Origin of the sequence: Waterburya agarophytonicola KI4 (assembly GCF_020640915.1) — a bacterium.
Taxonomy (GTDB): domain Bacteria; phylum Cyanobacteriota; class Cyanobacteriia; order Cyanobacteriales; family Xenococcaceae; genus Waterburya; species Waterburya agarophytonicola.
Genome location: NZ_JADWDC010000035.1, coordinates 1 through 21,726, shown reverse-complemented (window position 1 = coordinate 21,726; position 21,726 = coordinate 1). Strand labels below are relative to the sequence as shown.

General features: G+C 38.8%; 17 protein-coding genes and 1 tRNA gene. 6 read left to right on the top strand and 12 right to left on the bottom strand.

From position 1 onward, the window contains the following. Positions 1–164: 164 nt before the first annotated feature. The gene (locus I4641_RS14045; RefSeq protein WP_229641167.1) at positions 165–1,940 is read right to left on the bottom strand and encodes a fatty acyl-AMP ligase; all 1,776 of its coding nucleotides are present in this window, start codon (positions 1,938–1,940) and stop codon (positions 165–167) included. Between the two features lie 190 nt (positions 1,941–2,130). Between I4641_RS14045 and I4641_RS14040 the strand changes: the two genes are divergently transcribed. Further along, on the top strand, positions 2,131–3,294 hold the full coding sequence (locus tag I4641_RS14040; RefSeq protein ID WP_229641166.1) for a class I SAM-dependent methyltransferase: 1,164 nt from the start codon (positions 2,131–2,133) through the stop codon (positions 3,292–3,294). Between the two features lie 75 nt (positions 3,295–3,369). Here the strand turns inward: I4641_RS14040 and I4641_RS14035 are convergent, their stop codons facing one another. Both I4641_RS14035 and I4641_RS14030 read right to left on the bottom strand, forming a co-directional pair. Further along, positions 3,370–4,854, bottom strand: coding sequence for an ammonium transporter (locus I4641_RS14035; protein ID WP_229641165.1), 1,485 nt, complete (start codon positions 4,852–4,854; stop codon positions 3,370–3,372). A 448-nt stretch (positions 4,855–5,302) separates the two neighbouring features. Next, positions 5,303–7,477: a glutamine synthetase III family protein gene (locus tag I4641_RS14030; protein ID WP_229641164.1), complete on the bottom strand. Its 2,175-nt coding sequence runs from the start codon at positions 7,475–7,477 to the stop codon at positions 5,303–5,305. 498 nt (positions 7,478–7,975) lie between these two features. On the opposite strand from I4641_RS14030, the gene apcB reads away from it, so the two are divergent. After that, positions 7,976–8,485 (top strand): allophycocyanin subunit beta, encoded by a 510-nt coding sequence (gene apcB / locus I4641_RS14025; protein WP_229641163.1) that lies wholly within the window; start codon positions 7,976–7,978, stop codon positions 8,483–8,485. Between the two features lie 17 nt (positions 8,486–8,502). Here the strand turns inward: apcB and I4641_RS14020 are convergent, their stop codons facing one another. From I4641_RS14020 to I4641_RS14005, 4 genes are all read right to left on the bottom strand, one after another. Beyond that, positions 8,503–8,697, bottom strand: coding sequence for a hypothetical protein (locus tag I4641_RS14020; RefSeq protein WP_229641162.1), 195 nt, complete (start codon positions 8,695–8,697; stop codon positions 8,503–8,505). Between the two features lie 212 nt (positions 8,698–8,909). Further along, a complete protein-coding gene (locus tag I4641_RS14015) occupies positions 8,910–9,878 on the bottom strand; it encodes a DMT family transporter (protein WP_229641161.1) in 969 nt (322 codons plus the stop codon). A 123-nt stretch (positions 9,879–10,001) separates the two neighbouring features. Next, positions 10,002–10,997, bottom strand: a complete 996-nt coding sequence (locus I4641_RS14010; protein WP_229641160.1) for a carbohydrate kinase family protein — start codon at positions 10,995–10,997, stop codon at positions 10,002–10,004. Between the two features lie 144 nt (positions 10,998–11,141). Beyond that, the gene (locus I4641_RS14005; protein ID WP_229641159.1) at positions 11,142–11,591 is read right to left on the bottom strand and encodes a YlqD family protein; all 450 of its coding nucleotides are present in this window, start codon (positions 11,589–11,591) and stop codon (positions 11,142–11,144) included. A gap of 346 nt (positions 11,592–11,937) precedes the next feature. Here I4641_RS14005 and I4641_RS14000 point away from each other — a divergent pair, with 346 nt between their 5' ends. Continuing rightward, positions 11,938–14,145 carry a CHAT domain-containing protein gene (locus I4641_RS14000; RefSeq protein ID WP_229641158.1) on the top strand — a complete coding sequence of 736 codons (2,208 nt, stop codon included), beginning with the start codon at positions 11,938–11,940 and terminating at the stop codon, positions 14,143–14,145. A 30-nt stretch (positions 14,146–14,175) separates the two neighbouring features. On the opposite strand, the gene I4641_RS13995 is transcribed toward I4641_RS14000, so the two are convergent. Beyond that, positions 14,176–15,264 carry a serine/threonine-protein kinase gene (locus I4641_RS13995; protein ID WP_229641157.1) on the bottom strand — a complete coding sequence of 363 codons (1,089 nt, stop codon included), beginning with the start codon at positions 15,262–15,264 and terminating at the stop codon, positions 14,176–14,178. A 209-nt stretch (positions 15,265–15,473) separates the two neighbouring features. On the opposite strand from I4641_RS13995, the gene I4641_RS13990 reads away from it, so the two are divergent. Together I4641_RS13990 and I4641_RS13985 are read left to right on the top strand one after the other, a co-directional pair. Then, positions 15,474–16,091: a COP23 domain-containing protein gene (locus tag I4641_RS13990; RefSeq protein ID WP_229641156.1), complete on the top strand. Its 618-nt coding sequence runs from the start codon at positions 15,474–15,476 to the stop codon at positions 16,089–16,091. A 434-nt stretch (positions 16,092–16,525) separates the two neighbouring features. Continuing rightward, positions 16,526–16,741: a hypothetical protein gene (locus I4641_RS13985; RefSeq protein WP_229641155.1), complete on the top strand. Its 216-nt coding sequence runs from the start codon at positions 16,526–16,528 to the stop codon at positions 16,739–16,741. A gap of 169 nt (positions 16,742–16,910) precedes the next feature. On the opposite strand, the gene I4641_RS13980 is transcribed toward I4641_RS13985, so the two are convergent. The 3 genes from I4641_RS13980 to I4641_RS13970 all read right to left on the bottom strand — a co-directional run bounded on the left by I4641_RS13980 (position 16,911) and on the right by I4641_RS13970 (position 20,401). Beyond that, on the bottom strand, positions 16,911–18,839 hold the full coding sequence (locus I4641_RS13980) for an AMP-binding protein (RefSeq protein ID WP_229641154.1): 1,929 nt from the start codon (positions 18,837–18,839) through the stop codon (positions 16,911–16,913). A 188-nt stretch (positions 18,840–19,027) separates the two neighbouring features. After that, positions 19,028–19,099, bottom strand: a tRNA-Thr gene (locus tag I4641_RS13975). Between the two features lie 84 nt (positions 19,100–19,183). Beyond that, a complete protein-coding gene (locus tag I4641_RS13970; protein ID WP_229641153.1) occupies positions 19,184–20,401 on the bottom strand; it encodes an RNA-guided endonuclease InsQ/TnpB family protein in 1,218 nt (405 codons plus the stop codon). 312 nt (positions 20,402–20,713) lie between these two features. Here I4641_RS13970 and I4641_RS13965 point away from each other — a divergent pair, with 312 nt between their 5' ends. After that, a complete protein-coding gene (locus I4641_RS13965) occupies positions 20,714–20,974 on the top strand; it encodes a hypothetical protein (protein ID WP_229641152.1) in 261 nt (86 codons plus the stop codon). Between the two features lie 22 nt (positions 20,975–20,996). Here the strand turns inward: I4641_RS13965 and I4641_RS13960 are convergent, their stop codons facing one another. Beyond that, positions 20,997–21,662 (bottom strand): hypothetical protein, encoded by a 666-nt coding sequence (locus I4641_RS13960; protein WP_229641151.1) that lies wholly within the window; start codon positions 21,660–21,662, stop codon positions 20,997–20,999. Between the last annotated feature and the right edge of the window lie 64 nt (positions 21,663–21,726).

The following is a 21,726-nucleotide window of genomic DNA, read 5'->3' as shown; positions in this document are numbered from 1 at the left end:
GTTGCGTTCGGGTTTAAAGGCTGAAAGTTATGAGATAAGAGTCCCTGGAGTATGTGATCGCTGTGGTTGATAGAATAAAAGCGATCGCTCAAAAGTTAACGGCTAACTACGAAATTTTCTATTTATTTTTGGTGGAAAATCATTTTTCCGAGGTTGAATTACTTTTATAAAGGTAATCCTTCTATAGAATTAGCCAAGAAATCTGTACGACAGGCGTGACGTTGAATTTTACCGCTAGAAGTTTTGGGCAGGCTTCCAGGTTTGAGTAACAAGGTAGTGTATACCTGCAAATCGTGGTTTTTGGAAATTTCTCGCTTAATTAATTGAGTCAAATCCTTAACCTCAATCAAATCTGAAGCAGAATTACCGTTAGCTTTCGCTTTAGAGCGATTGCTAGTCCAATAACGACGTTCTACTTCTGCTAAAACGATTAATTTCTCTTCTCCTTGAATATCAATCGAGAAACTGGCAACACCACTGGGTCTAATCCAAGAATTAGTTTCTTCTACGGTTTTTTCTATATCTTGGGGATAGTGATTGCGTCCTTTGATAACAATCATATCTTTTAGGCGACCAGTAAAAAATAATTCACCCCGATCTAGAAAACCTAAATCTCCTGTTCTTAAAAAAGGCCCGACTTTGGTATCCTGAAGATAAGCATTAAAGGTTGCCTCGGTTATCTCAGGTTGTTCCCAATAGCCACGGGCAATACTAGAACCGGACACCCAAATTTCTCCTACTTCTCCTGGTTTACAGCTAACCAAAGTTTCGGGATTGGCGATCGCAATTTTTTGATCGATTAAGCTTTGACCGCAACTAACTAAAGTATGGGGATGGGAATCGCTAGAATCGCTAGAGACAATTTTATTTTGCTCTAATGCTTTTCTTTGTACTGTCTTGGTCACCACGGCACTATTTTTTGAACCGCCAGAAATAATCAAAGTAGCTTCCGCCATGCCATAGCAAGGATAGAAAGCGGATCGGTCGAATCCATAAGGAGCAAAAATCTCGGCAAATTGGTTTAGAGTTTCGTGGTTGATTGGTTCTGCACCATTGAAAGCTACTTGCCAACTACTCAAATCTAATCCTGTCAATTGTTCGGGTTTAAACTTCCGAACGCACAAGTCGTAGGCAAAATTAGGCCCTCCACTGGTAGTAGCCTGATCGCGAGCGATCGCCTTGAGCCAACGTAGAGGGTTTTGTAAAAACATTAGGGGTGACATCAATGTCACGGGAAAATCACCATAAAGGGGCTGAAGAATACCGCCAATCAGTCCCATGTCGTGGTAGGGTGGCAACCAAATTACACCTTTACTCTGAGGAGAATGTCTAAAGCAACGATGAATTGCTTCGAGGTTGTGGAGCAAATTTTGATAGGCTATTTTGACACCTTTGGGTTCTGCGGTCGAACCTGAAGTATATTGCAAAAAAGCAATACTATCTTGAGAAACATTGGGTTCTTGCCAGTTTTTTCCCTCATGGGATGCAATGGTATTGGTAGTAATCCAACGTAATTTCTTTAGTTCTGGAGTACTGTCGAGTTGTCGTTCTAAACTTTGAAGAGTATCTGTATTGGTTAAAGCCAGATCTGTTTGAGCGTTTTGCAGAATATTTTGAATCCGATGCAAAGATCTGTTAGGTCGAGGAGGATAAGCGGGAATTGCGATCGCTCCTGCATAAAGACAACCAAAAAAAGCGGTGATGTAGTCTAATCCAGCAGGATACAGTAATAAAACTCGGTCTTGAGGAGAAATAACAGATTGGAGATAGGCAGCGATCGCTTGGGCTTTTTGTTCTAACTGGCTGTATGTCAGGCTCAGTTCCTCATTTTCTCCATCCACCAAAAAATTATATATTTTTTGATGTGGCTGCTTCTCAGCCCGATTACGGAGGATATCGACTAAGGTAGCTGCTTTAATCTTGTTTTTTAAACCACTCATTCACTTTCGACCGCTTAAATCAATTTACACCATATCTTTGTTTATCGAGAATTCAAGTTATAGTTCGGCTCAAATCATAAATTTTAACTAAAGAAACTAAATTACTCCACAGCTTACATCAATCACTGCTAAAACCAAATATAGGTGTGACACCTTAAAAATAGTCCGTCCAATGATTAATAATTAAGTTATGAATTTTAAACCACTAAAACAAATTTTGGTTGAAAAAATTACCAATTCTTTCGAAGGAAGGATTACTTTTGCCCAATATATGGCTCTTGTTTTATATCACCCCGAATATGGTTACTATAATTCGCCAGAAATTGTCATTGGCAAAGGAGGAGATTTTTTTACTTCTTCTTCTTTGGGGCAAGATTTTGGGGAATTATTGGCGATTCAACTTCACCAAATGTGGCAAAATTTGGGCTGTCCCAATCCTTTTTATCTGGTTGAGATGGGTGCGGGAAATGGGCAATTAGCTCAAGACATCTTAAATTATTTTCAGTTTGAGAATAATCAATTGTTGATTAAAGCTCTCAAATATATCATCATCGAGCAATCACCAGCTTTAGCTATAGCCCAAAAAAAACTACTCAAATCTTTTACAGCCTTCGATCTGACTTGGAAAACTCTATCAGATATTCCTGATGATAGTGTTGTCGGCTGTTTTTTTTCTAACGAACTAGTGGATGCTTTTCCCGTTCATTTAGTTACAAAAGAGAGCGGTCGCCTACAAGAAGTATATATTAGTTTAGACCGAGAGGAATTAACCGAAATTATTTACCCTATCTCTAGCGACCAAATAAGCCAGTATTTTGATTTAGTGAAGATAGACTTGTCCGACCCGCAATACCCCTCAAATTACCGCACTGAAGTCAATCTAAATGCTCTAAATTGGCTTTATATAGTATCGGCGAAACTAAGGCGAGGATATATTTTAACCATAGATTACGGTTATCCTGCCAATAAATATTATCGTCCTAGTCGTGATCGAGGTACTTTACAGTGTTACTTTCAACATCGTCGTCACAATAATCCCTACGCAAATTTGGGCTATCAAGATATTACTACTCATGTCGATTTCACGGCTTTAGAAGTTCAAGGAGAGTCGTGTAATCTAGAAACTATCGGTTTTACTCAACAAGGACTATTTCTCATGGCTTTGGGTTTGGGCGATCGCTTGAATGACCTTTCTAGTGGTAAATATAGTATTAGCCAAATATTTCAACGTCGCGATGCTTTACATCAATTAATCGATCCTACAGGCTTGGGTAATTTTGGCGTCTTAATTCAAGGCAAAAATCTAACTAAATCGGAAAAATTTCTTAAAGGTTTAACTATTCCTACAATATAAAAAAGCGATCGCTTTTTTATATTGCGATCGCTTTAATGAGATAAATTTAGCTATGCTAAAATTTTTGGCTTAAATTTAGAATTCTGAAGTTTCAGCAGGATTCATACCAACGCTTATTCCCGAACCACCAGAAGATAGAACATCAGCTTCTTTGACAAATCCACTATATGCTTCCATACCGTGTTCGCTGATATCTAAACCGATTCTTTCTTCATTTTCGTGAACTCGGATACCAATAGTTACCTTGAGCAGAGTCCAAACAATGGCACTAAAGATGACGGTGAATGCACCAATCGCTACGATACCAATGATTTGAGTAACAATGTTACCAGTACCAAAGATGCCTACTGCCAAAGTTCCCCAAATACCACATACCAAGTGGACGGAAGTTGCACCAACAGGGTCATCGATTTTGATGCTATCAAAGAAAGCAACAGAGAATACGACGATAATACCAGCTATCCCCCCAATGATTATTGCCGATAGATAGCTAACGTCAGCACAACCAGCGGTAATACCGACTAAACCAGCCAAGATACCGTTAATTACCATGGATAAGTCAGGCTTACCATCTTTAATCCAAGAAGTGAAAGTAGCTGTTACACCACCCGCTGCTGCTGCGAGATTAGTAGTTACTGCAATGTAAGGAACATTAGCGGTTGCTGCTAGTTCCGAACCAGGGTTAAAACCAAACCAGCCAATCCAGAGAATCAAACATCCTAGAGTAGCAAAACCCATATTGTGTCCTGGAATTGCACTGATTCTACCATTTTGATATTTGCCAATTCTAGGGCCAAGAATAGCAGCACCAACTAAAGCAGCCCATCCACCAACGGAGTGAACTACCGTCGAACCCGCAAAGTCAGAAAAGCCCATTTCGCTCAACCAACCGCCATCCCATACCCAGTGTCCAGTAATGGCATAAGAAAATCCTACCAGTAGAGTACTGAAAATAAGGAATGCACTAAATTTAATTCTTTCTGCAACTGCACCAGAAACAATTGTTGCTGCGGTTGCTGCAAAAGCCACCTGGAACAAAAAGGAAATTGCTTCGGGAACTCCTGCTGGATAAGCATCGTTACCATAGGCAGCAGAATCGGCATTAAAGAGAAATCCACTTAACCCAATAAAAGGATTGCCTTCACCGTACATGAGGGCGTATCCCACTGCCCAATAAGCAAGAGTTGCAATACCAAATACAATTAAGTTTTTCGCTAAGATATTGACCGCATTTTTTTGGCGACAAAACCCTGCTTCTAGCATTCCGAATCCAGCATTCATAAAGATCACTAAGACGGAACAAAATAGCAAGAAAATAGAGTCTAAAACAACTCTAAGTTCGTCTAGGGTTGCAGGAGCATCTAGACCTTGAGCGGTGGCTGCTGAATCCCAAAGCACAACAATACCTGCTGCTAAAGGAATGCAGATTAACCATGCGGGAGAGAAAGATTTTAATATTGTTCTCAAAGGTCTTGGAATCAAGTCCTTGATTTGATTGTCAGCATTCACCGTATTTCTACGCTGAAATGCCTGTTTAGTTTCTAAGAATTTAGAATTCATCTACTACACTTTGATTAATTTAGAAAATATAGTTGGTTCGTCTACTAATTGCAAACTCAATTCTGTCTAGTTTGTGATTTTTTTTCCATTTGTGCCGTATGAATGAATACGGTTTCTTAAGACTCAAAGAGTGTATAATTCTATATTTTTTTAAAATACAGACGAAAACTTAATTAAAATATTTATATTAGTTATCTTAACAATTTTTAAATAATGTCGTACTTCTTGTTTTATCGGGCAGAAATAGTAGATTTTTAGAATATCTTAGGCGATCGCCTTTACTAAAAATATATAAACTAAATAACTTAGATTAGCTCTTATTAAGAATAATAAATTATATTGGACGGTTTACTATCGATTCTCCTCCAGCAAAATTCACCTTGAAATTAAAAAAGCCGTCCTCAAAAGAACGGCTGATTAAAAATCTTAATGCTATCTAAATAATTGATTACTTGATAAATAACATTTCTTGATAAGTTGGCAGGGGCCATAGGTCGTCAGCTACTTCTGCTTCTATAGCATCAACATCTACTCTAACATCATCCATCAGAGAACGAATAGTACCCGCGCAATATTTCATGTGTTCTTCTGTATTGGCAAAGTCTTTTTTCTCGATCGCCGAAGCAAGTTTAGCTACTTTAGACATGAGAGAATTAGTCAATTCGGCAACAGTTTTGATGTTGCTTTTATCTAGTTCGATTCCCATATCCCCAACAACAGCAATAGTTTGAGACATATCTGTTAAATGTCTCATGGCAGCGGGATAAATTGAAGTTTTGGCTATGTCTATGACTAGTTTGGCTTCTACTTCAATAGAAAGAATATACTGCTCTGCATAAACTTCATAACGGCTTTCTAGCTCTACAGGAGAAAGTACGCCTGTTCTTTCAAATAATTCTTCAATGTATTTCTCTTTGAGGCAGGGTAAAGCATCCGCAGTAGTGGGTAAATTAGCCAAACCTCTTTCTTCTACTGCCATTTTGTGCCATTTATCTGAGTAACCGTCGCCACCAAAGATAACCGCACTATGTTTGTTCATAATTTCTTTGAGGCAAGTCAAGATAGCAGCATTAAGATCTGCACCTTTGCCTAACTCTACCTCTAATAAATCCCCTACAGCATTCAAAGAATCTGCCAACATAGTATTGAGCGCAATTAATGGACCAGAAACAGACTGGCTAGAGCCCACCGCGCGGAACTCAAAACGGTTCCCCGTAAAAGCAAAAGGAGAAGTTCGATTGCGATCGCCCGCGTCTTTTGATAGAGGAGGTAAAGTATCTACCCCAAACTCTAATTTTCCACTGTGGCTATAATCATTGCTCATGTTGCCATTAGCAATTTGATTAAATAGTTCTTCTAATTGAGAACCCAAATAAACCGACATAATTGCAGGAGGTGCTTCGTTTGCCCCCAAACGATGATCGTTACTGGCATTGGCAATTACGGCACGCATTAAAGGGCCGTATTTATGTACTCCACGAATTACCGCAGCACAGAATACTAAGAATTGAACGTTTTCGTGGGGAGAGTCGCCAGGATCTAATAAGTTACCTTGAGTAGCATTTCCGACAGACCAGTTCACGTGCTTACCAGAGCCGTTAATTCCTGCAAAGGGTTTTTCGTGTAGCAAGCAAACAAAACCGTGTTTTTTGGCAGTTTGACGCAACAGAGTCATCGTTAACTGCTGGTGGTCGGAGGCTACGTTAGCAGCTTCAAAAAAAGGCGCGATTTCAAACTGGCCAGGAGCTACTTCATTGTGTCTGGTTTTAGCAGGAATTCCCAAACGATACATTTTCTTTTCTACGTCCTGCATAAAGACTTGAACGCGCTCTGGAATTGCCCCAAAATAATGATCGTCAAACTGTTGACCCTTAGCAGGAGGCTTACCAAATAATGTTCTACCGCTTAAGAGTAAATCGGGACGAGCGCTGGCAAAGTGAGCATCTACCAAGAAATATTCTTGCTCTGCACCACAACTAGAGTTAACAGGCGCAATATCTTTATGACCCAAAAGTTTCAAAACTCTATTGGCAGCTTTATTCATTGAGGCAATAGAGCGCAATAGAGGAGTTTTTTTATCTAGAGCTTCTCCCGTCCAAGAAACAAACACGGTGGGGATACATAAAGTCACCCCATTATCTGTTTCCATCAAATAAGCAGGGCTGGTTACATCCCAAGCAGTATATCCTCTAGCTTCAAAAGTAGAACGAATACCTCCGTTGGGGAAAGAAGAACCGTCAGGCTCACCTTGTACCAGCAATTTTCCTGCAAATTCAGAAATTGCGCTGCCATCTCCTTGGGTGGAAATAAAACCATCATGCTTTTCAGCAGTAGCATTGGTCATGGGATAAAAGACGTGAGCATAGTAAGATGCACCTTTAGCGATCGCCCAATCTTTCATGGCTGACGCTACAATATCTGCTACTGAAACGTCTAATTGTTCCCCTGTTTGAATGGTTTTTTTCAGAGATTTGAAAACGGCTTTGGGCAAACATTGCTTCATTTTGCTCAAGCTAAAAACGTCCGCTGCCCAAATATCCTCTAAACGGCAAGGAGGCCCAACAACAATAGGTTCGCGATTATTTATTTCGTAGATCGCTTGACTGCGAGATTCGTATCCCATGACAATTTAAAGTTATTTTGTATATGTATTGAATTTTGACGAGGAACTATAGGGAAGTTTTGTCTCTATAATAACCCTCGATTTTCGACCGCAGAGGCGGTTAAGTTCAACCGATCCTATCTTGGTAGCGATCTAAGAAAATGTAAAATATGCAACAGAATAATGTTAAATACTCAAAACTACTGAAGATTTTCGATTGTATCTCCGAAATTTTATAGATTCTAGAAGGCTGCTGTTTGGGATCGATGTTACAGAATTATCACTGCTTATTTGAACTTCAAATCTGTAGATTTTAGAAAATTGTGACCAAATTAACCAAATTAACCAAATTAAATCTTGTCAAGAATAATCTAAAAGATGTCAAAATTTGAAGCGAATAATAGTCTCGTCGCGGTATGTGGGATTATAAATAGATATAGCTTAAGACATAGCTTAAAAATAAAGGCTAATCTAACTAGCCAAATTAAATAAAAATGCTGTTGGGAGAAATCAAGGAAGATGCGAGACGCAGTTACCAACCTAATTAAAAATTATGATATTTCAGGTCGCTATTTAGACCGCGATGCGATGGATAGTCTTAAAGACTATTTTACTTCTGGCACAGCCAGAGTTGCCGTAGCCACAATGATTAGTGGTAATGCAGCTACAATTGTCAAAGACGCTGGTTTACAGCTGTTTGAAGATGTTCCCGAACTAATTCGTCCTGGTGGCAACGCCTATACTACCCGTCGCTATTCTGCTTGTTTGCGGGATATGGACTATTATCTGCGTTATGCTAGCTATGCTTTAGTCGCAGGTAGCATGGATGTTCTGGATGAAAGGGTATTGCAAGGTTTGAGAGAAACTTACAACTCTTTGGGCGTACCTATTGGTCCTACTGTAGTGGGCATCCAAATTATGAAGGATATGCTCAAAAAAATGGCAACAGATAACGGAGTGGCTGACACTAGTTTTATTGATGAGCCTTTTGAGTATATGACTCGTCAGTTGAGTGAAGTTTCAGTTTAAATAGCTATGAGCTTATTTTAAATACAATTCAATTGTTGATCGTGCGATCGCTTTTTAAAGATTAAGGCGATCGCTTTTACTTTCCATTCTGTTCCATTTAGACGAAGTGCGGTTGCTCTTTGCTTTGTTCGTCGAGGCACAGAGTCTGCCACTTCTAGCTCTTGTAATGTTTTATTTTCTTCCGTAGTTAGAGTTATTCTTAATAGAGCCAATCTTGCTTAAGACACATGATTTTCCCGATCAGGAACTATGAAAAGTTATCCCCTATGGAATTATTGGACAAAAAATTAGTGATGAAGAGCTAGAGAAAGTAAATCTTCAGCGCGATCGCTTTCAAGGAAATTGGAATTATTCAATTCTGCCTAATTTAAACTAAATAAGGGGAATTTATTTCTGCGTGATGCCTTATGCGTAACATCAGTTATTAATCGCTGCTAGATTTCGCTAAATAAATGCCAAGTAAGATCAGTAGTAATGCACCACCACTAGTCAAGCTTACGGTTTCCCTGAAGATAATCCACGCTAAAAAAGCTGTAAATATTGGCTTGAGCAGGGTAACAATTCCAACAAAACTAGAAGAAAACTTTTTTAAACTATATACCAGTAATCCTTGTCCAAAAGTCTGACAGACAAATGCTAAGGCAATTACCATAAGCCAGCCTTGAAGAGTAATGGGAAATAATTGGACATCAGTAAACCAAACAACTGGTAAAACAATTAATGCGCCAAAACCGCATCGCCAAAATAAAACTCTAGAAACAGTGCAATTGCGATCGCGCAAATAGCCCACGGTTAGTATATTTGCTCCGTGCAAAGCAGCCGAAGCTATAGCAATACTATCCCCCACCAAATACTCCGTACTTAGGTGTAGATCGTCCCAACCAATAACCATTCCACCAATTATGGCTAATGTCATGCCGATGATAAATTGGCGGTTAAATTGCTGTTTGAGAATTAACCACGCACCCAAGCTAATAAATAACGGTGTCAGACTACGTAATACTGTAGAGCTAGCGATACTAGTTTGGGTAAAAGAAATTGCCCACAAAACTGAAGAAGCAGTTGCACTGATACTAGCCAGAATTAATAAACCTTGTTGCTTATATTCAAACTTAAATTCTTTTAAGTTAAGCGCGGGAAAATCTGTTGGCGTTTGAATTAGCTGCCAAACACCCATAATGATAGTTGCAATCCACAGACGATTAAAGATGGTTGCAGTGGGGCTAATTTCGATCTCGCTGAGTTTGGTAAATACAGGAGAAAATGCTAAAGCAATTACGGCGATCGCCAGAATTCCCCAACTGAAAATATCTGTAATTGTTTTTGATTGCTTGCTGCTGTTAGTAATTTCATTTATTTCTTTGGAGGAGGTTAAAAAGCTATTTTTATTCAAATTAATTAAAAGTTAATTTATTTTTGATAATTGCTTAATTTAACCTTAACCATAGCATCTAGCAGTATAGTCTACTTGACTTTCACCTTTTAAGTACTTATAGAGAATCAGGTTGAACCCAGCCTACAGACTGCGATCCAAAAATGCTTCAACTTCCTCGGCAGTTGGTTGGGCCGCGATCGCCCCAGAGTTGGTAGTGGTTAAACCACCTACCGCACAGGCATATTCCACAATATTCTGGGCTATTTTAGGGTCTTGTAATTGTTGATTGCCATAATGACATAGCCGATGAATAAAACCTGCTAAAAAAGCATCTCCCGCCCCTGTAGTATCGATCGCGGATAATTTGATTGGGTTTACTGTACCTTCATTTTCGCTCAGACAGTAGCTTACTCTAGCACCTCCATCGCTGACTAGAACCCCTTCAACTGAATTGAGACGATGAGCAATTGCCCCTGCGTCTCTAGTATCAAACAGCCACTCGGCTTCTTCTGCTGCTAGTTTGAGAAAATCAACATATTGCCAAAGCTGCTTGATTAAGGGGAGTGCCTCTTGTTCGTCAAGCCAAAACATAGGTCGCCAATTGACATCAAGAATTATTTTCAGATGATACTCTTCTGCCAATTCCAAGGCTCTAAAAACTGCTGCACGGGTTTGAGGATAAGCTAGCTCTAGAGTTCCTATGACTAAAAATTCAGCTTCAAAAAACAACTCTGGGGGTAGATATTTAGCATCTAGATAGGCATCGGCAAATTCATTTGGCTTTTTATCGCCAAAACCTGCAAAAGAGCGATCGCCATCAACGGTACGAGTGACATACACTTGTCGAGTGGGAAAGCGATCGTTGTATTGAATACCACTTGTGGAAACTCCAATCAATTGCAGCAACTCAACTAATTCACTACCTGCTTTATCTTTACCGACACAGCCAATAAAAGCGGAGGGAGTTCCCAATTTAACCAAGGCACAAGCAGTATTAGCTGGCGCGCCTCCTGGGTAGGGAGTCCAGTTAGAAACTTCCGCAACAGACTTGCCAATATCATCAGCAAGACAATCAAACAATATTTCACCCAAACATATCACTCTTGCTGGTTCATGGGCGATCGCTTTATTATTCAACTTGCTCCCTCATCAGTACATACCAATTTCTTTACTAATTCTCAGGGTATCGTTTCCCGAAAACAAGAGTGTTTAAGAAGGTTTAAATTTTTGAGTGTAGTCACTTTTATATTTATTTAATAAAGCAACGTTTTACTGCGAAATTTAAACCTCACCACGAATTTCTTCGACTACTCCATCTCTCAAGACAACTTCTACATTAAGTTTTTTAACTAAATTGTCTCCTTTCTCTAATCTAAAAAAGCTTTCCATTTGAGCTTGAACTACTTCTTGATCTAATTCCAATAGCTGAATCTGCTGTAATTGCTGCAAGAATTGATTTTTCTTTTCTAGCATTTCTGCTTTTTTCTGATTGACCTGCCCCATAATATTCTCAGTTTGTTTTTTGAGTTGAGGGCTTGCAGGATCGTTGATTTGTTTGGTGATTTCTTCAATGGTTCTTTTGCCCTGCATCTCTAGTTGCTGCATTTGTTTGTCTAGTTGAGCGGTTTGCTTTTGCAGTTGTTGAGTTACTTCTTCTTTCCATTGCGCCGTCACAATAGCTTTGACTGTCACTGGGCGTTTTAAAAGCAAACTAGCATTGGAATAATCCACGATCTCGACTCCTTCTTTAATTTCTTGATTGCGATTGCAGCTTAAAGGGTACAGGTTATTTACTAGTCTGGCTAGGTTATTTCCTGAATTTTTAATCTTTTTAGTTGTAGCTCAAAAAATTCATTTTAGATAGTTTTTATAAGAATTTAAAAAAGAACCATCAAAAAGTTACGGCACAAAAGGCGATCGCTTTACTTATTTCCTGTGTTAACTCTTGTGTTGAGAAATCTTAAATCGATTGTGTAAATGATTTGTATTACGAGCTTGTCATGATACTTTCTCTCTAATACTTTTTAAATAATTCATCATGAAATGTTTCCAGCCAAGATTTTTTCTAGTTCTGATATTGAGCAGTTTTTTGGTTTCTTGTGGTTCAAAATCTCAAGAATCAACATCAAAGCTAACTCAAACTCCCGTTGAATCTAGCGATACATCTCAACCAGATCCAGAAACTAAATCCGAACAACCAGATACCGCCACTTCATTGTTATTGGAGGCTGGAAAACTTGGACATGACTATAATCATGATGATGCTATCCCTAAACTAGACCAAGCAGCAAAAATTGCTCAAGATAGTGGCAACACTGATATGCAGTTGAATATTTTATTAGTTCAAGGGATATCTAATTTTGCAGAAGGTAGATATGAAAAAAGTATCAATATTTTAGAACAGCGTGTGGCTCTTCTGGAAAGCGAAGAAACATCCAAGTCTGTAGATGATGCCACTAAATTATTTTTGGGGAGAGCTTATTATCAACAAGGAAATTATTCCCAAGCTTTAAAACAGTTTCAAGATCTAGAAAAATTAGCCCTGGAAACTAACGACACCAGAGATCTACAACTAGCTTATTTATCTATTGGTAATGTTTACGGTGCAATGGGCGACTACAAGCAAGCAGTTAGTTATGCCGAAAAGATTTTAGTCGATGCTGATTCTTTAGAGCAAGACGATTTGGGAGATGCCACCGCGTTGATGGGAACGGCATTATGGAAGTTAAATAAATTACCAGAGTCAGAAACTTATCTGAGAAAATCCTACGAAGCTTTCGAGCAAGACAGAAATGAAAGAACGAGTGTAAACGATTTAATCGGTCGCTCGCAATTTGCTTTTAATATGGATGACTATCACAATGGGAAGAAAGATGATGTCGAGCAATTTGAAACATCATCTTCTATTGCTTCGTTGTTACAACAAGTTTTAATAGAGCAGGATTTACCAGAAAAAGCTTTGGAAGCCTCAGAATCTGGTCGCGCTCGCGTCACCATAGATAAATTTGGTCGAAAACTAGAACCAACTGCAAATTCTGCACCTAAGTCAAGCAGTCAGAGTCCTCTTGCTAATGCTTGCCAATATTGGAGTCAACAGAGCCATCAATTGACCCCAGAACAACTTCAATATATACAGCAAATAGGTTGTTCGCAACACGGACATGAAGTGAAGCAATCAGCAGCACCTGAAATAAAATCGCCTAACATTGAAGAAATCAAACAAATAGCCCAGCAAAAAAACATCACCATAGTTGAATATTCGGTTATCCACGATCGCACTTTTGATAAGTTTCAGGGAAAAGAAGATAAGTTGTTGATTTGGGTAGTGCAACCTACAGGCGACATTGTATTTGAAGAAGTCGATCTTAAGGGAAGAGATAGCTCGATTAAAGACTTGACAGACAACTGGCATGATGGTGTAAAAACTGGTTTATCTAATCAAGAATCTTTAAAAGAATTACACAAATTATTAATCGATCCTATTGCCAAGTCTTTGCCCAAAGATAAAGATGCAGAGGTAGTGTTTATCCCCCACGAGTCTATGTTTCTCGTGCCTTTTGCAGCCTTACAAAACTGGTGGGGTAAATATTTGGTTCAAAGACATACTATTTCTACTTCCCCAGCTATTGAATTTTTGGCTCTAGCCAGGGATAAAAGTAAAGCATTACAAGCAAAGAATTCTACATCCAAAGCCAGCTTAGTAGTCGGCAATCCTGAAATGCCAGCCGATCTGGTTTCTTTACCAGGAGCAGAGCAAGAAGCGCGAGATATTGCCGAAATTTTGAATATTCAGCCTATTATTGGCAGTCAAGCCACAGAAACGTCTATTTTAGAACAAATTTCTCAATCAAACAGGTTGCATTTTGCTACTCATGCCGTTATCGCTCACGAGGATATCAAAGGATTAGATCTGCCTGGGGCGATCGCTCTTACTCCCGATAGTAGCAATGATGGTTGGTTGACTTCTAGCGAAATTTTCGATCTGCAACTCAACGCGGATTTAGTTGTCTTGAGTGCTTGCGAGACGGCTAGGGGCGATATTAGGGATGATGGAGTGATTGGGTTATCTCGTTCTTTTATCTCTGCGGGAACGCCTAGTGTAGTTGCATCTTTGTGGACTATTCCCGACGCACCTACTGCGACTTTGATGACAGCATTTTATGAAAATTTAGACGAAGAGGTAAATAAGGCTCAAGCTTTACGAAGTGCGATGTTAGAAACGATGAAAAAACATAAAGAACCTTACAATTGGGCTGCATTTAGCTTGATTGGCGAATCCAATTGAGTAAGTAGCAAGCAATCCTTGTAATGCCTCTTAAAATGCAGGATCGGCATCTTTAGATTTTTCTGGAGATGAGGGTGAATTATTTGTGTTGGTAGTATCTAGGGTGCGAGTTAAAATTACATAGCCCGTGACTAATGCTAAGAATAAAGCAACTATTGATAGCATCAGTTTGTTGTTAATCTTGCTTTTAGTGCGATCGCTATTTTTCTCCGTCGTATTGTCATCGATAACAAAAGTTTCTACAGGTTTGGAACTTACCGATCTAGCGTCAGATTTATCTTGTAAACTGCTAACTGCCTCCAAAGCTTCTTGCGCCGATTTATAACGCTGGCGAAAATCTTCAGCAATCATTTTATTCAGGATTTCTGCCAGTTTAGGATCTACTTCAATGCTATCTTGCCATTGAATTTCTCCCGTCATCGGATCGTTGGGAATTAAAGTGGGATATAAACCAGTTAAGGATTGAATGCCAATCATTCCCACTGCATAGATATCGCTGCTCAAAGTTGGCTTACCATTGCCCTGTTCGGTAGGCATATAGCCAGGAGTACCAATAGCAATTGTTCGAGCTTGGCGATCTGTGATAGTCGTTTGGGAAATAACTTCTTTAACTGCACCAAAATCAATCAAGACAATTTTGCGATCGCTCTTACGTCGAATTAAGTTATCTGGCTTCAAGTCTCGATGAATAACTTTGTGTTGGTGGACAAAAGCTAAAGGAGTCAAAATATCAATCAAGAGATCTATAACTTCTGTTTGGCTCAATTGTTTGTCTAAAATTTCTTCACTGAGATCTTTACCTTCAATTAATTGTTGAACGAGAAAAAAATCTTCTTCTTCTTCAAAATGACCAAAAAGTTGGGGAATTTGGTCGTTTACTCCCAATTTATAAAGGACTTGGGCTTCTTTATCAAATAAGCGTCGAGCCAGACTAAAAGTAGGATGATCTTTGGCTAAAGGAACAATTTCCGAACCGCTGATGGTTAGAGGTTTGAGCAGTTTAACTACCCGCAGGGGTTTATCTGGAAGATGAATATCTTTCGCTATATATGTCTGACCAAAACCTCCACTAGCCAACTCTTTGACTATTTGGTAATGTCCCCCAATTATTGCCTTCATAAATCAATTGCCCTACACATCTTTTAACTATATAGCCTAGAACTTCTGGCTTAACTTGGTGAAGCTAAAAAAATCATGGGGTATTTGCTCTTTAAGGGCTAACTTTATTAAGGTTTGATACAATTCCTGCTCGATCTACAGCTAAAACCTCTTTTGTACTATCTTAGACTCTATAAAATCTACAAATATAGATCGAAAAACTTTTAATTATGAATCTGAAATATTTATCTTTAGTTATTTGTGGTTCAATATTTGTTAGTTCTGCCTGTAGCAAAGAAAATCAAGCAGATGCTACTAATAATAATTCGGAGCGCGTAACTTTTTCTTGTGGAACAAGCCAGTTGAATGGGGAAACAGTACCCGCAACAGTAGTTAATAACCCCAAACTTCCTCAACCATTAACAGTCATCTATTTCGATCCTAACAATGGATATTTTGGTAGCGAGTGGACTCCCCAAAAACGCTGTGAAGAAGTTTCCCAAAGATTTCAAGCTATTTACGATCGCGATTCTTTGGGCTATATTACCGTCGATCGTGCCCAATGGATTAGAGACGGAGAAGTAAATGTAGTTTGTAGTACTAAAAAGATTGATACTAGATGCGAAGAAGACGATCTTTTGTTTACCCTACAAACTCAAGACGATCCTAATGAAGTTTTGCAAGACTTTATGGCTTTTCGCCAAGCTCCCAGTAAAAATCAAGCTTTAACTAGAAGCGCGAATAAGCCAACTTTTGAAGAAGGAAGCCGAGTCTATTATGATTTTGCCGATAATTTAGAAAATGCTCAGTCGGAAGAAGCTACCGAAGAAGATACTACTGTTTTCTAAAAAAATAGTGCGATCGCATTCTCGTTATCAAAAAAAAACGGATTACTAGTTTTGATGCTTGTATTGATTTAGGATTAGAGAATATTAATTTATTATGTAGATATTTTGTATTGCTGTCTCGCCATGACATTTTATTAATAATATTTTTTTACTTTATTGCTTTACTTGAATGTTGATTACTCTGTAGTCAAATCAACAGAAAAACTGCTTACTGTGGAATATAAATACTGGAAAAGATACTCCTGATCGCTATAAGATAACTCTATTAAATAAACCCATTATTTTTTCAATCTATAGACATAAAAAGAACACAAAAATGGTGCATTCGTCTATCTATCCTAACAACTTGTAACATTTTATTTTTCTGGTTTCCCCTCAAAGCAAAAGCAGAATGGTACGTTGTGGGTTATTCATCTGATGACTTTCCAATACATATGGATAACGAATCTGTCGTTATTAAAGGGGAAGTGCGTTCAGCCAAAGTTGACCACGAAAATTTTGGACGTGGACTATTCGCCGTAAATTGTCGAACAGACGAATATTACTTGCAATCCAATCAAGGTCGAGAAAAAGATTATGCAGCACCAGGGACGATTGCAGGAGTGATAGCAGAAGAAATATGTGATGAATACCATCCCACAAACTACTAGAGCCAAAATTGAATGTAGTTACGACTTAGATGAGCTATCGATCCCGATGTTTCAAAGATCTATTGACGAGTTAATATCCAAGTTTGAAAAGTGATAATTTATAGTTTTAGGCGATCGTACTACTGAAAAAATCCCGATATTGCGATCGCCTTTATTATGTTTTTAAGTTCTAATTAGCAAAAATTTCATCAATGAGATGTTGATATTTTTCTTTAACTTGAGGGCGTTTAATTTTGAATGTTTGAGTCATCAAACCATTAGCTTGGGAAAAAGGTTCGCTAATAAAACGAAAATCAGAAATGCGATCGTCTGCTTTGTAGCCTGGGCGATTTTTCACTTCGCGAGTTATTTCATTACGATATAAATTAATAATAGGGTTGCTATTAAGATCGCTTTGATTTACTTCTTCAGGGGTACTATCGGGAGTTGGTAATTTCAGGTCTAACTTTTGTTCTGTTACCCATTGTTGTAGGGTTTCTAAATTAGGCACGATCAATGCCCCTAAAGCTCTTTGGTCTTGTCCTACCAACATAATCTGATCGATATAGACACTGCGCACGCAAGCATCTTCGATGGGTTGAGGTTCGATGTTTTCCCCATTGGTTAAAACGATAGTATCTTTAGCTCTACCCGTTAGTACTAAGTCATTATAGGGCGTTACCCAGCCGAGATCGCCACTATCAAACCAACCATCAGAATCGATCGCTTTAGCCGTTGCTTCGGGATTGTTATAATAGCCCTGCATCACCGAATCCCCTTTAATTAAAACCAATCCTCTTTCTCCTTGGGATAAAGGTTGACGGGTTTCAGGATGAACGATTTTTATTTCTATTTTGGGTAGGGGTTTTCCTGCCGATCCTCTAACATTATGCTGGGGAGTACGAGCGTTAGTAATGGGAGAGGTTTCGGAAAGTCCATAACCCACAAAAACATCGACACCAATAGTTTGATAGAAGTCGTCGAGATATTTTGCTAAAGATCCACCACCGCTACAGACTGCTTGAATGTTACCGATGCCAGCTCTTATTTTGCGGTAAATCAATTTATCTGCTAAAGCGTGGATGGGATAGAGAGATCCTGCTTTGAAATCGGCAAGCGATCGCTCTAGAGAAGAAGCATTAAAGTGTTCTAAACTAGTATTATCAGCAATTCTTTTGGCTGCAATATATTTCTCCGACTGTTTAAGGAAGAATTTAACTAGCTTTTGTTGGGATGCTGACTGTCCGCCCAAAAGTTTTTGCACTCCATCATACAAAGACTCCCAAAGACGGGGTACGCCCACCATATAAGTCGGCTGAAACTGTTTTAAATCTTGTTTGAAATAGCGTATGGAGGTATATACTTGCGTGCCACCATGAGCTAAAAAGAAATATTCTGCCGCTCTTTCGTAAGCGTGCCAACTAGGAAGAATTGAGAGTAATACATCTCCCGCTTGGGGCTGAAAGACGGTTTTAACATAATTTACCTGATGGAGAAGATTACCATGACTCAACATCACCCCTTTGGGCTTTCCTGTCGTACCAGAAGTATATAGTAGAGTCGCTAGGATGTCTTTAGTTTGTTCTACTGGTTGTAAGGAGTTATTACTTCCCAACTCCATTAATCCTAAAAAATTGACAGTTTTAATTGATGTTTCTTCTGGCGGGGTTTCATCGCTAAGAATAATAATCAATTCTATCGATAAGTCTCCCAACTTGGAACTTAATTTCTTGAGAGTCTTTAAATCTTCAACAACTAAACTAGTACTGTCGCTATTCTCTAAGATATAAAGCAATTCTTGTTGTTCTGCACCAGCAGATCTTACTACGTCAACCCCACCTGCCGTCATAATTCCCTGATCGGCAATAAACCAACGGGGGCTATTATCAGCAAACAAGGCGACTTTATTCTGGGGTTGAATGCCTAATGCTTGTAAGCCAGTAGCAAATTGTTTTATTTTGGCGTATAAATCTCGGTAGCTAATGGCTACTTCTGGTTTGGCATGAGGATCTTTGAGGGCGATAGTATCGCCAAACTTATCGGCTGCTATCTGCCACACGGCGGGTAAAGACTCAAGATTAATATAATCAAAAGCGATCGCATCTGATGTCCTAGTCATAATTCTCGATCGTATATTTATTTGTTTATTGTTACCACGAATAAACAAATGATAATCAGTAATATCTCTATGTCTATGCTATAAGTGGACAATTTAATATTTGCAATACGAACTCGGACTTATAATGGTAAAGTCCCCCGAAAAGCGATCGCAAATTGTCAATTAAATGCAACCTGGGACCTATTTTAAGCCCCAAGCGAGAATTGAACTCGCGACCTCATCTTTACCAAAGATGTACTCTACCACTGAGCCATTGGGGCATTTAACTTCAAAAAACAGTATAGCATCTACTCTTGAGTAATTGAAGGAATTATTAAAAAAGGTGGAATCATAAACTACTCGTCCTAAATCAAAGATTTAGAAGGAGTTTTCAGTAGCCCTAAGTCGTCGCCGAATAGACTAAGCTGGAAGTATTCTACGTTCCCAGTCCTTAGTCTACAGACTAAACCTGAACCTCCAGGCTGGTTTATAGTCAGCCCTAATGCAGAAATATTTTGGCTGCCGTTATAATCGGCATCACACTTGTTCTTACAAGCAGGATTTACACAGCTAAACCCCTTGCCACTTCGGTTGCCGATGTAACCGCACTTATAGCAGCTTCTACTAGTGTAGGCTGGGTTTACCAAGTACAAAGGAATGCCAGCTAACAAGCATTTATAAGTCAAAAACTGTCTTAACTGATAGAAACTCCAACTGTTAGACTTTCTACGTTCTTGCTTGTTTCTCGGTTGCTGGTTTGTTCCCTCTCTAATTCCTGTAAGGTCTTCTAAAGATATAGCTTGTTTGCTAGCCACTGCATTATTAACTAGCTGTCTCGATATTTCATGGTTTATATGCTTTTGGAATCGTTTCTCCTTACCAGATAACCGTTTCTGAAGTTGCCGACATCTGCGCCGACTGCTTCTCGTGCCTAAGCTGGCTTTTTTAGCGAGAACCTTTCTGACCCACCCATATTTGTTTCTAACTTTGTCTAACTGGTGTCCACTCCAAGAGTCTCCATCCGATGTGTATGCAATATCTGTTCTACCTAGATCGACACCTAACACATCCTTTGTAGTGATAGGATTTGGGGTTTCATTATCTAGATTTATATGAATGTAGTAATCACCGTTTTTACGCTTTACTAATGTAGCCGATTTGGGATCTTGTCCTTTCAAAATGCCACGTTGATAGTTACCAATGTCTAGCTCAAAACGAACTCTATTCTCAAGTAGTCTTAAACTAACCGTATAGTCAAACTCTTTAAAACTAAAAATTCTGGCATCGTAGCTTACTGAGGTCGGACTGAACTTTCTAACATTACGCTTTTTTTGTCTGGCAGTTTTTCTATTAGCACAAACTCTCCTAAGTGCCTGTATTGCCAAGTTAGCTGACAAACCAAATCTAGTTCTAACATCGCTATATACCAGCTTTTGCATCTTGGTTTTGCTGGTCAAATCTTTAGGAGTATTGTCATTCACCCATTCACAAGCAGCAGCAAATACCTGTAATGTCTCGTCGATTTCTTTCGACAACTTTACAGATACTTCGAGTTTACAGGCTACTGTTGTAACTTGATTCATAAACAATATTATATCACCCATGTCGCAAGTAAGAATAGTTTTGTATTGCGAGGCAGCACGGTCTTGAGGCCTTCCCTCATAGAGTGACTGCCGAGGGTGCTTCGCAATGTTTATATACTGGTACGGCGGCTTTTATGTGGGAAGCTTCCCACATAAAACGCGCCTTAGCAATTCCTCTCATCCCAAATTCCCATTCTTTAAATTTGGAACGAGAATCCTTGCTACATTATGTTGAAACTCCCAGAAGTTCGAGATAGTATGTTTAACAGCAATGCTTAGTTTTCTAGTCCAATCTAAATCAGTTTAGAACTTATGCCGCGATTAAATATTCATAGCCTGTCAATGCAAATTAGCCGTATGTTTGAGCAGGGACAATCTTTTTTCTGTAGCATCAAGGTACAAGATTGGCTGAGAGAGCGGAATGAAAACCCTGATGATTATGAAATCTTGTTTCATGAGAAACCCGCACCACCAGGATCGGATTTGATCGTGATGCAAGAAATTGAATTGCGCCGTAAGGATGGTAAACCGGTAGAAGCCTGGTTGCAAGAGGATGTTAATAGTTATGTATAAAGCATAGAGTAAAAAATAGTTATCAGCATCGATATAAATACCATCTGCCGAAGGGATTATATTGTAGACTGGTTGCTTCATATTCTCGATCTTCTAGTAATTTCATCTGATAAGTGGGAGATTCAATATCAGGCTGAAAAGTATGTTTGTCTTGCAGTATGGGAGACTCTGTTAGACGATAATAATTAAATACATTCATCACATAAATTGCTAAGCAGATGTTTTCCCTAGCTCCGATAAACACATCTGCTTTGCCAAAATTGTGCATCCCACAGGAATAGTAGGTGTCTTCTCCTTCAATTAAGCCTACATACAAAGAATAGATCTCAAAAACATCTTGAGAATTGTAGTTAGAAAGCCATTTATTGCTTTTGTGAGTTAATTCAGCAGATTCGATTTTGACTGCAATTCCGCCAATGTTGAGCAATACTTGAGCAAAGCGAGCAATTGTCAGACAAGCTTGATATCCTACATCATGAGAAGTCAGATAAATTATTGCTTGATCGCATTCTGTCATGGGATCGATAGTCTGAATTATCTCGATCGCACAACTTTGATTAGTAGTAGTTTCTTGAAATACTCGACCGATAAATAAATAATCTGTACCGTACTTATCCCATAGAGCATTGGCAATTTTCTGCCTATTGTTTAAAGTTATAGGAATAGAGACAACTATTTGATTGCTCATTCGGAAATTAATAAGTACTTAGGCAAAATTAATTACACTAAGAATGAGTGTGTTATTAGTGGGA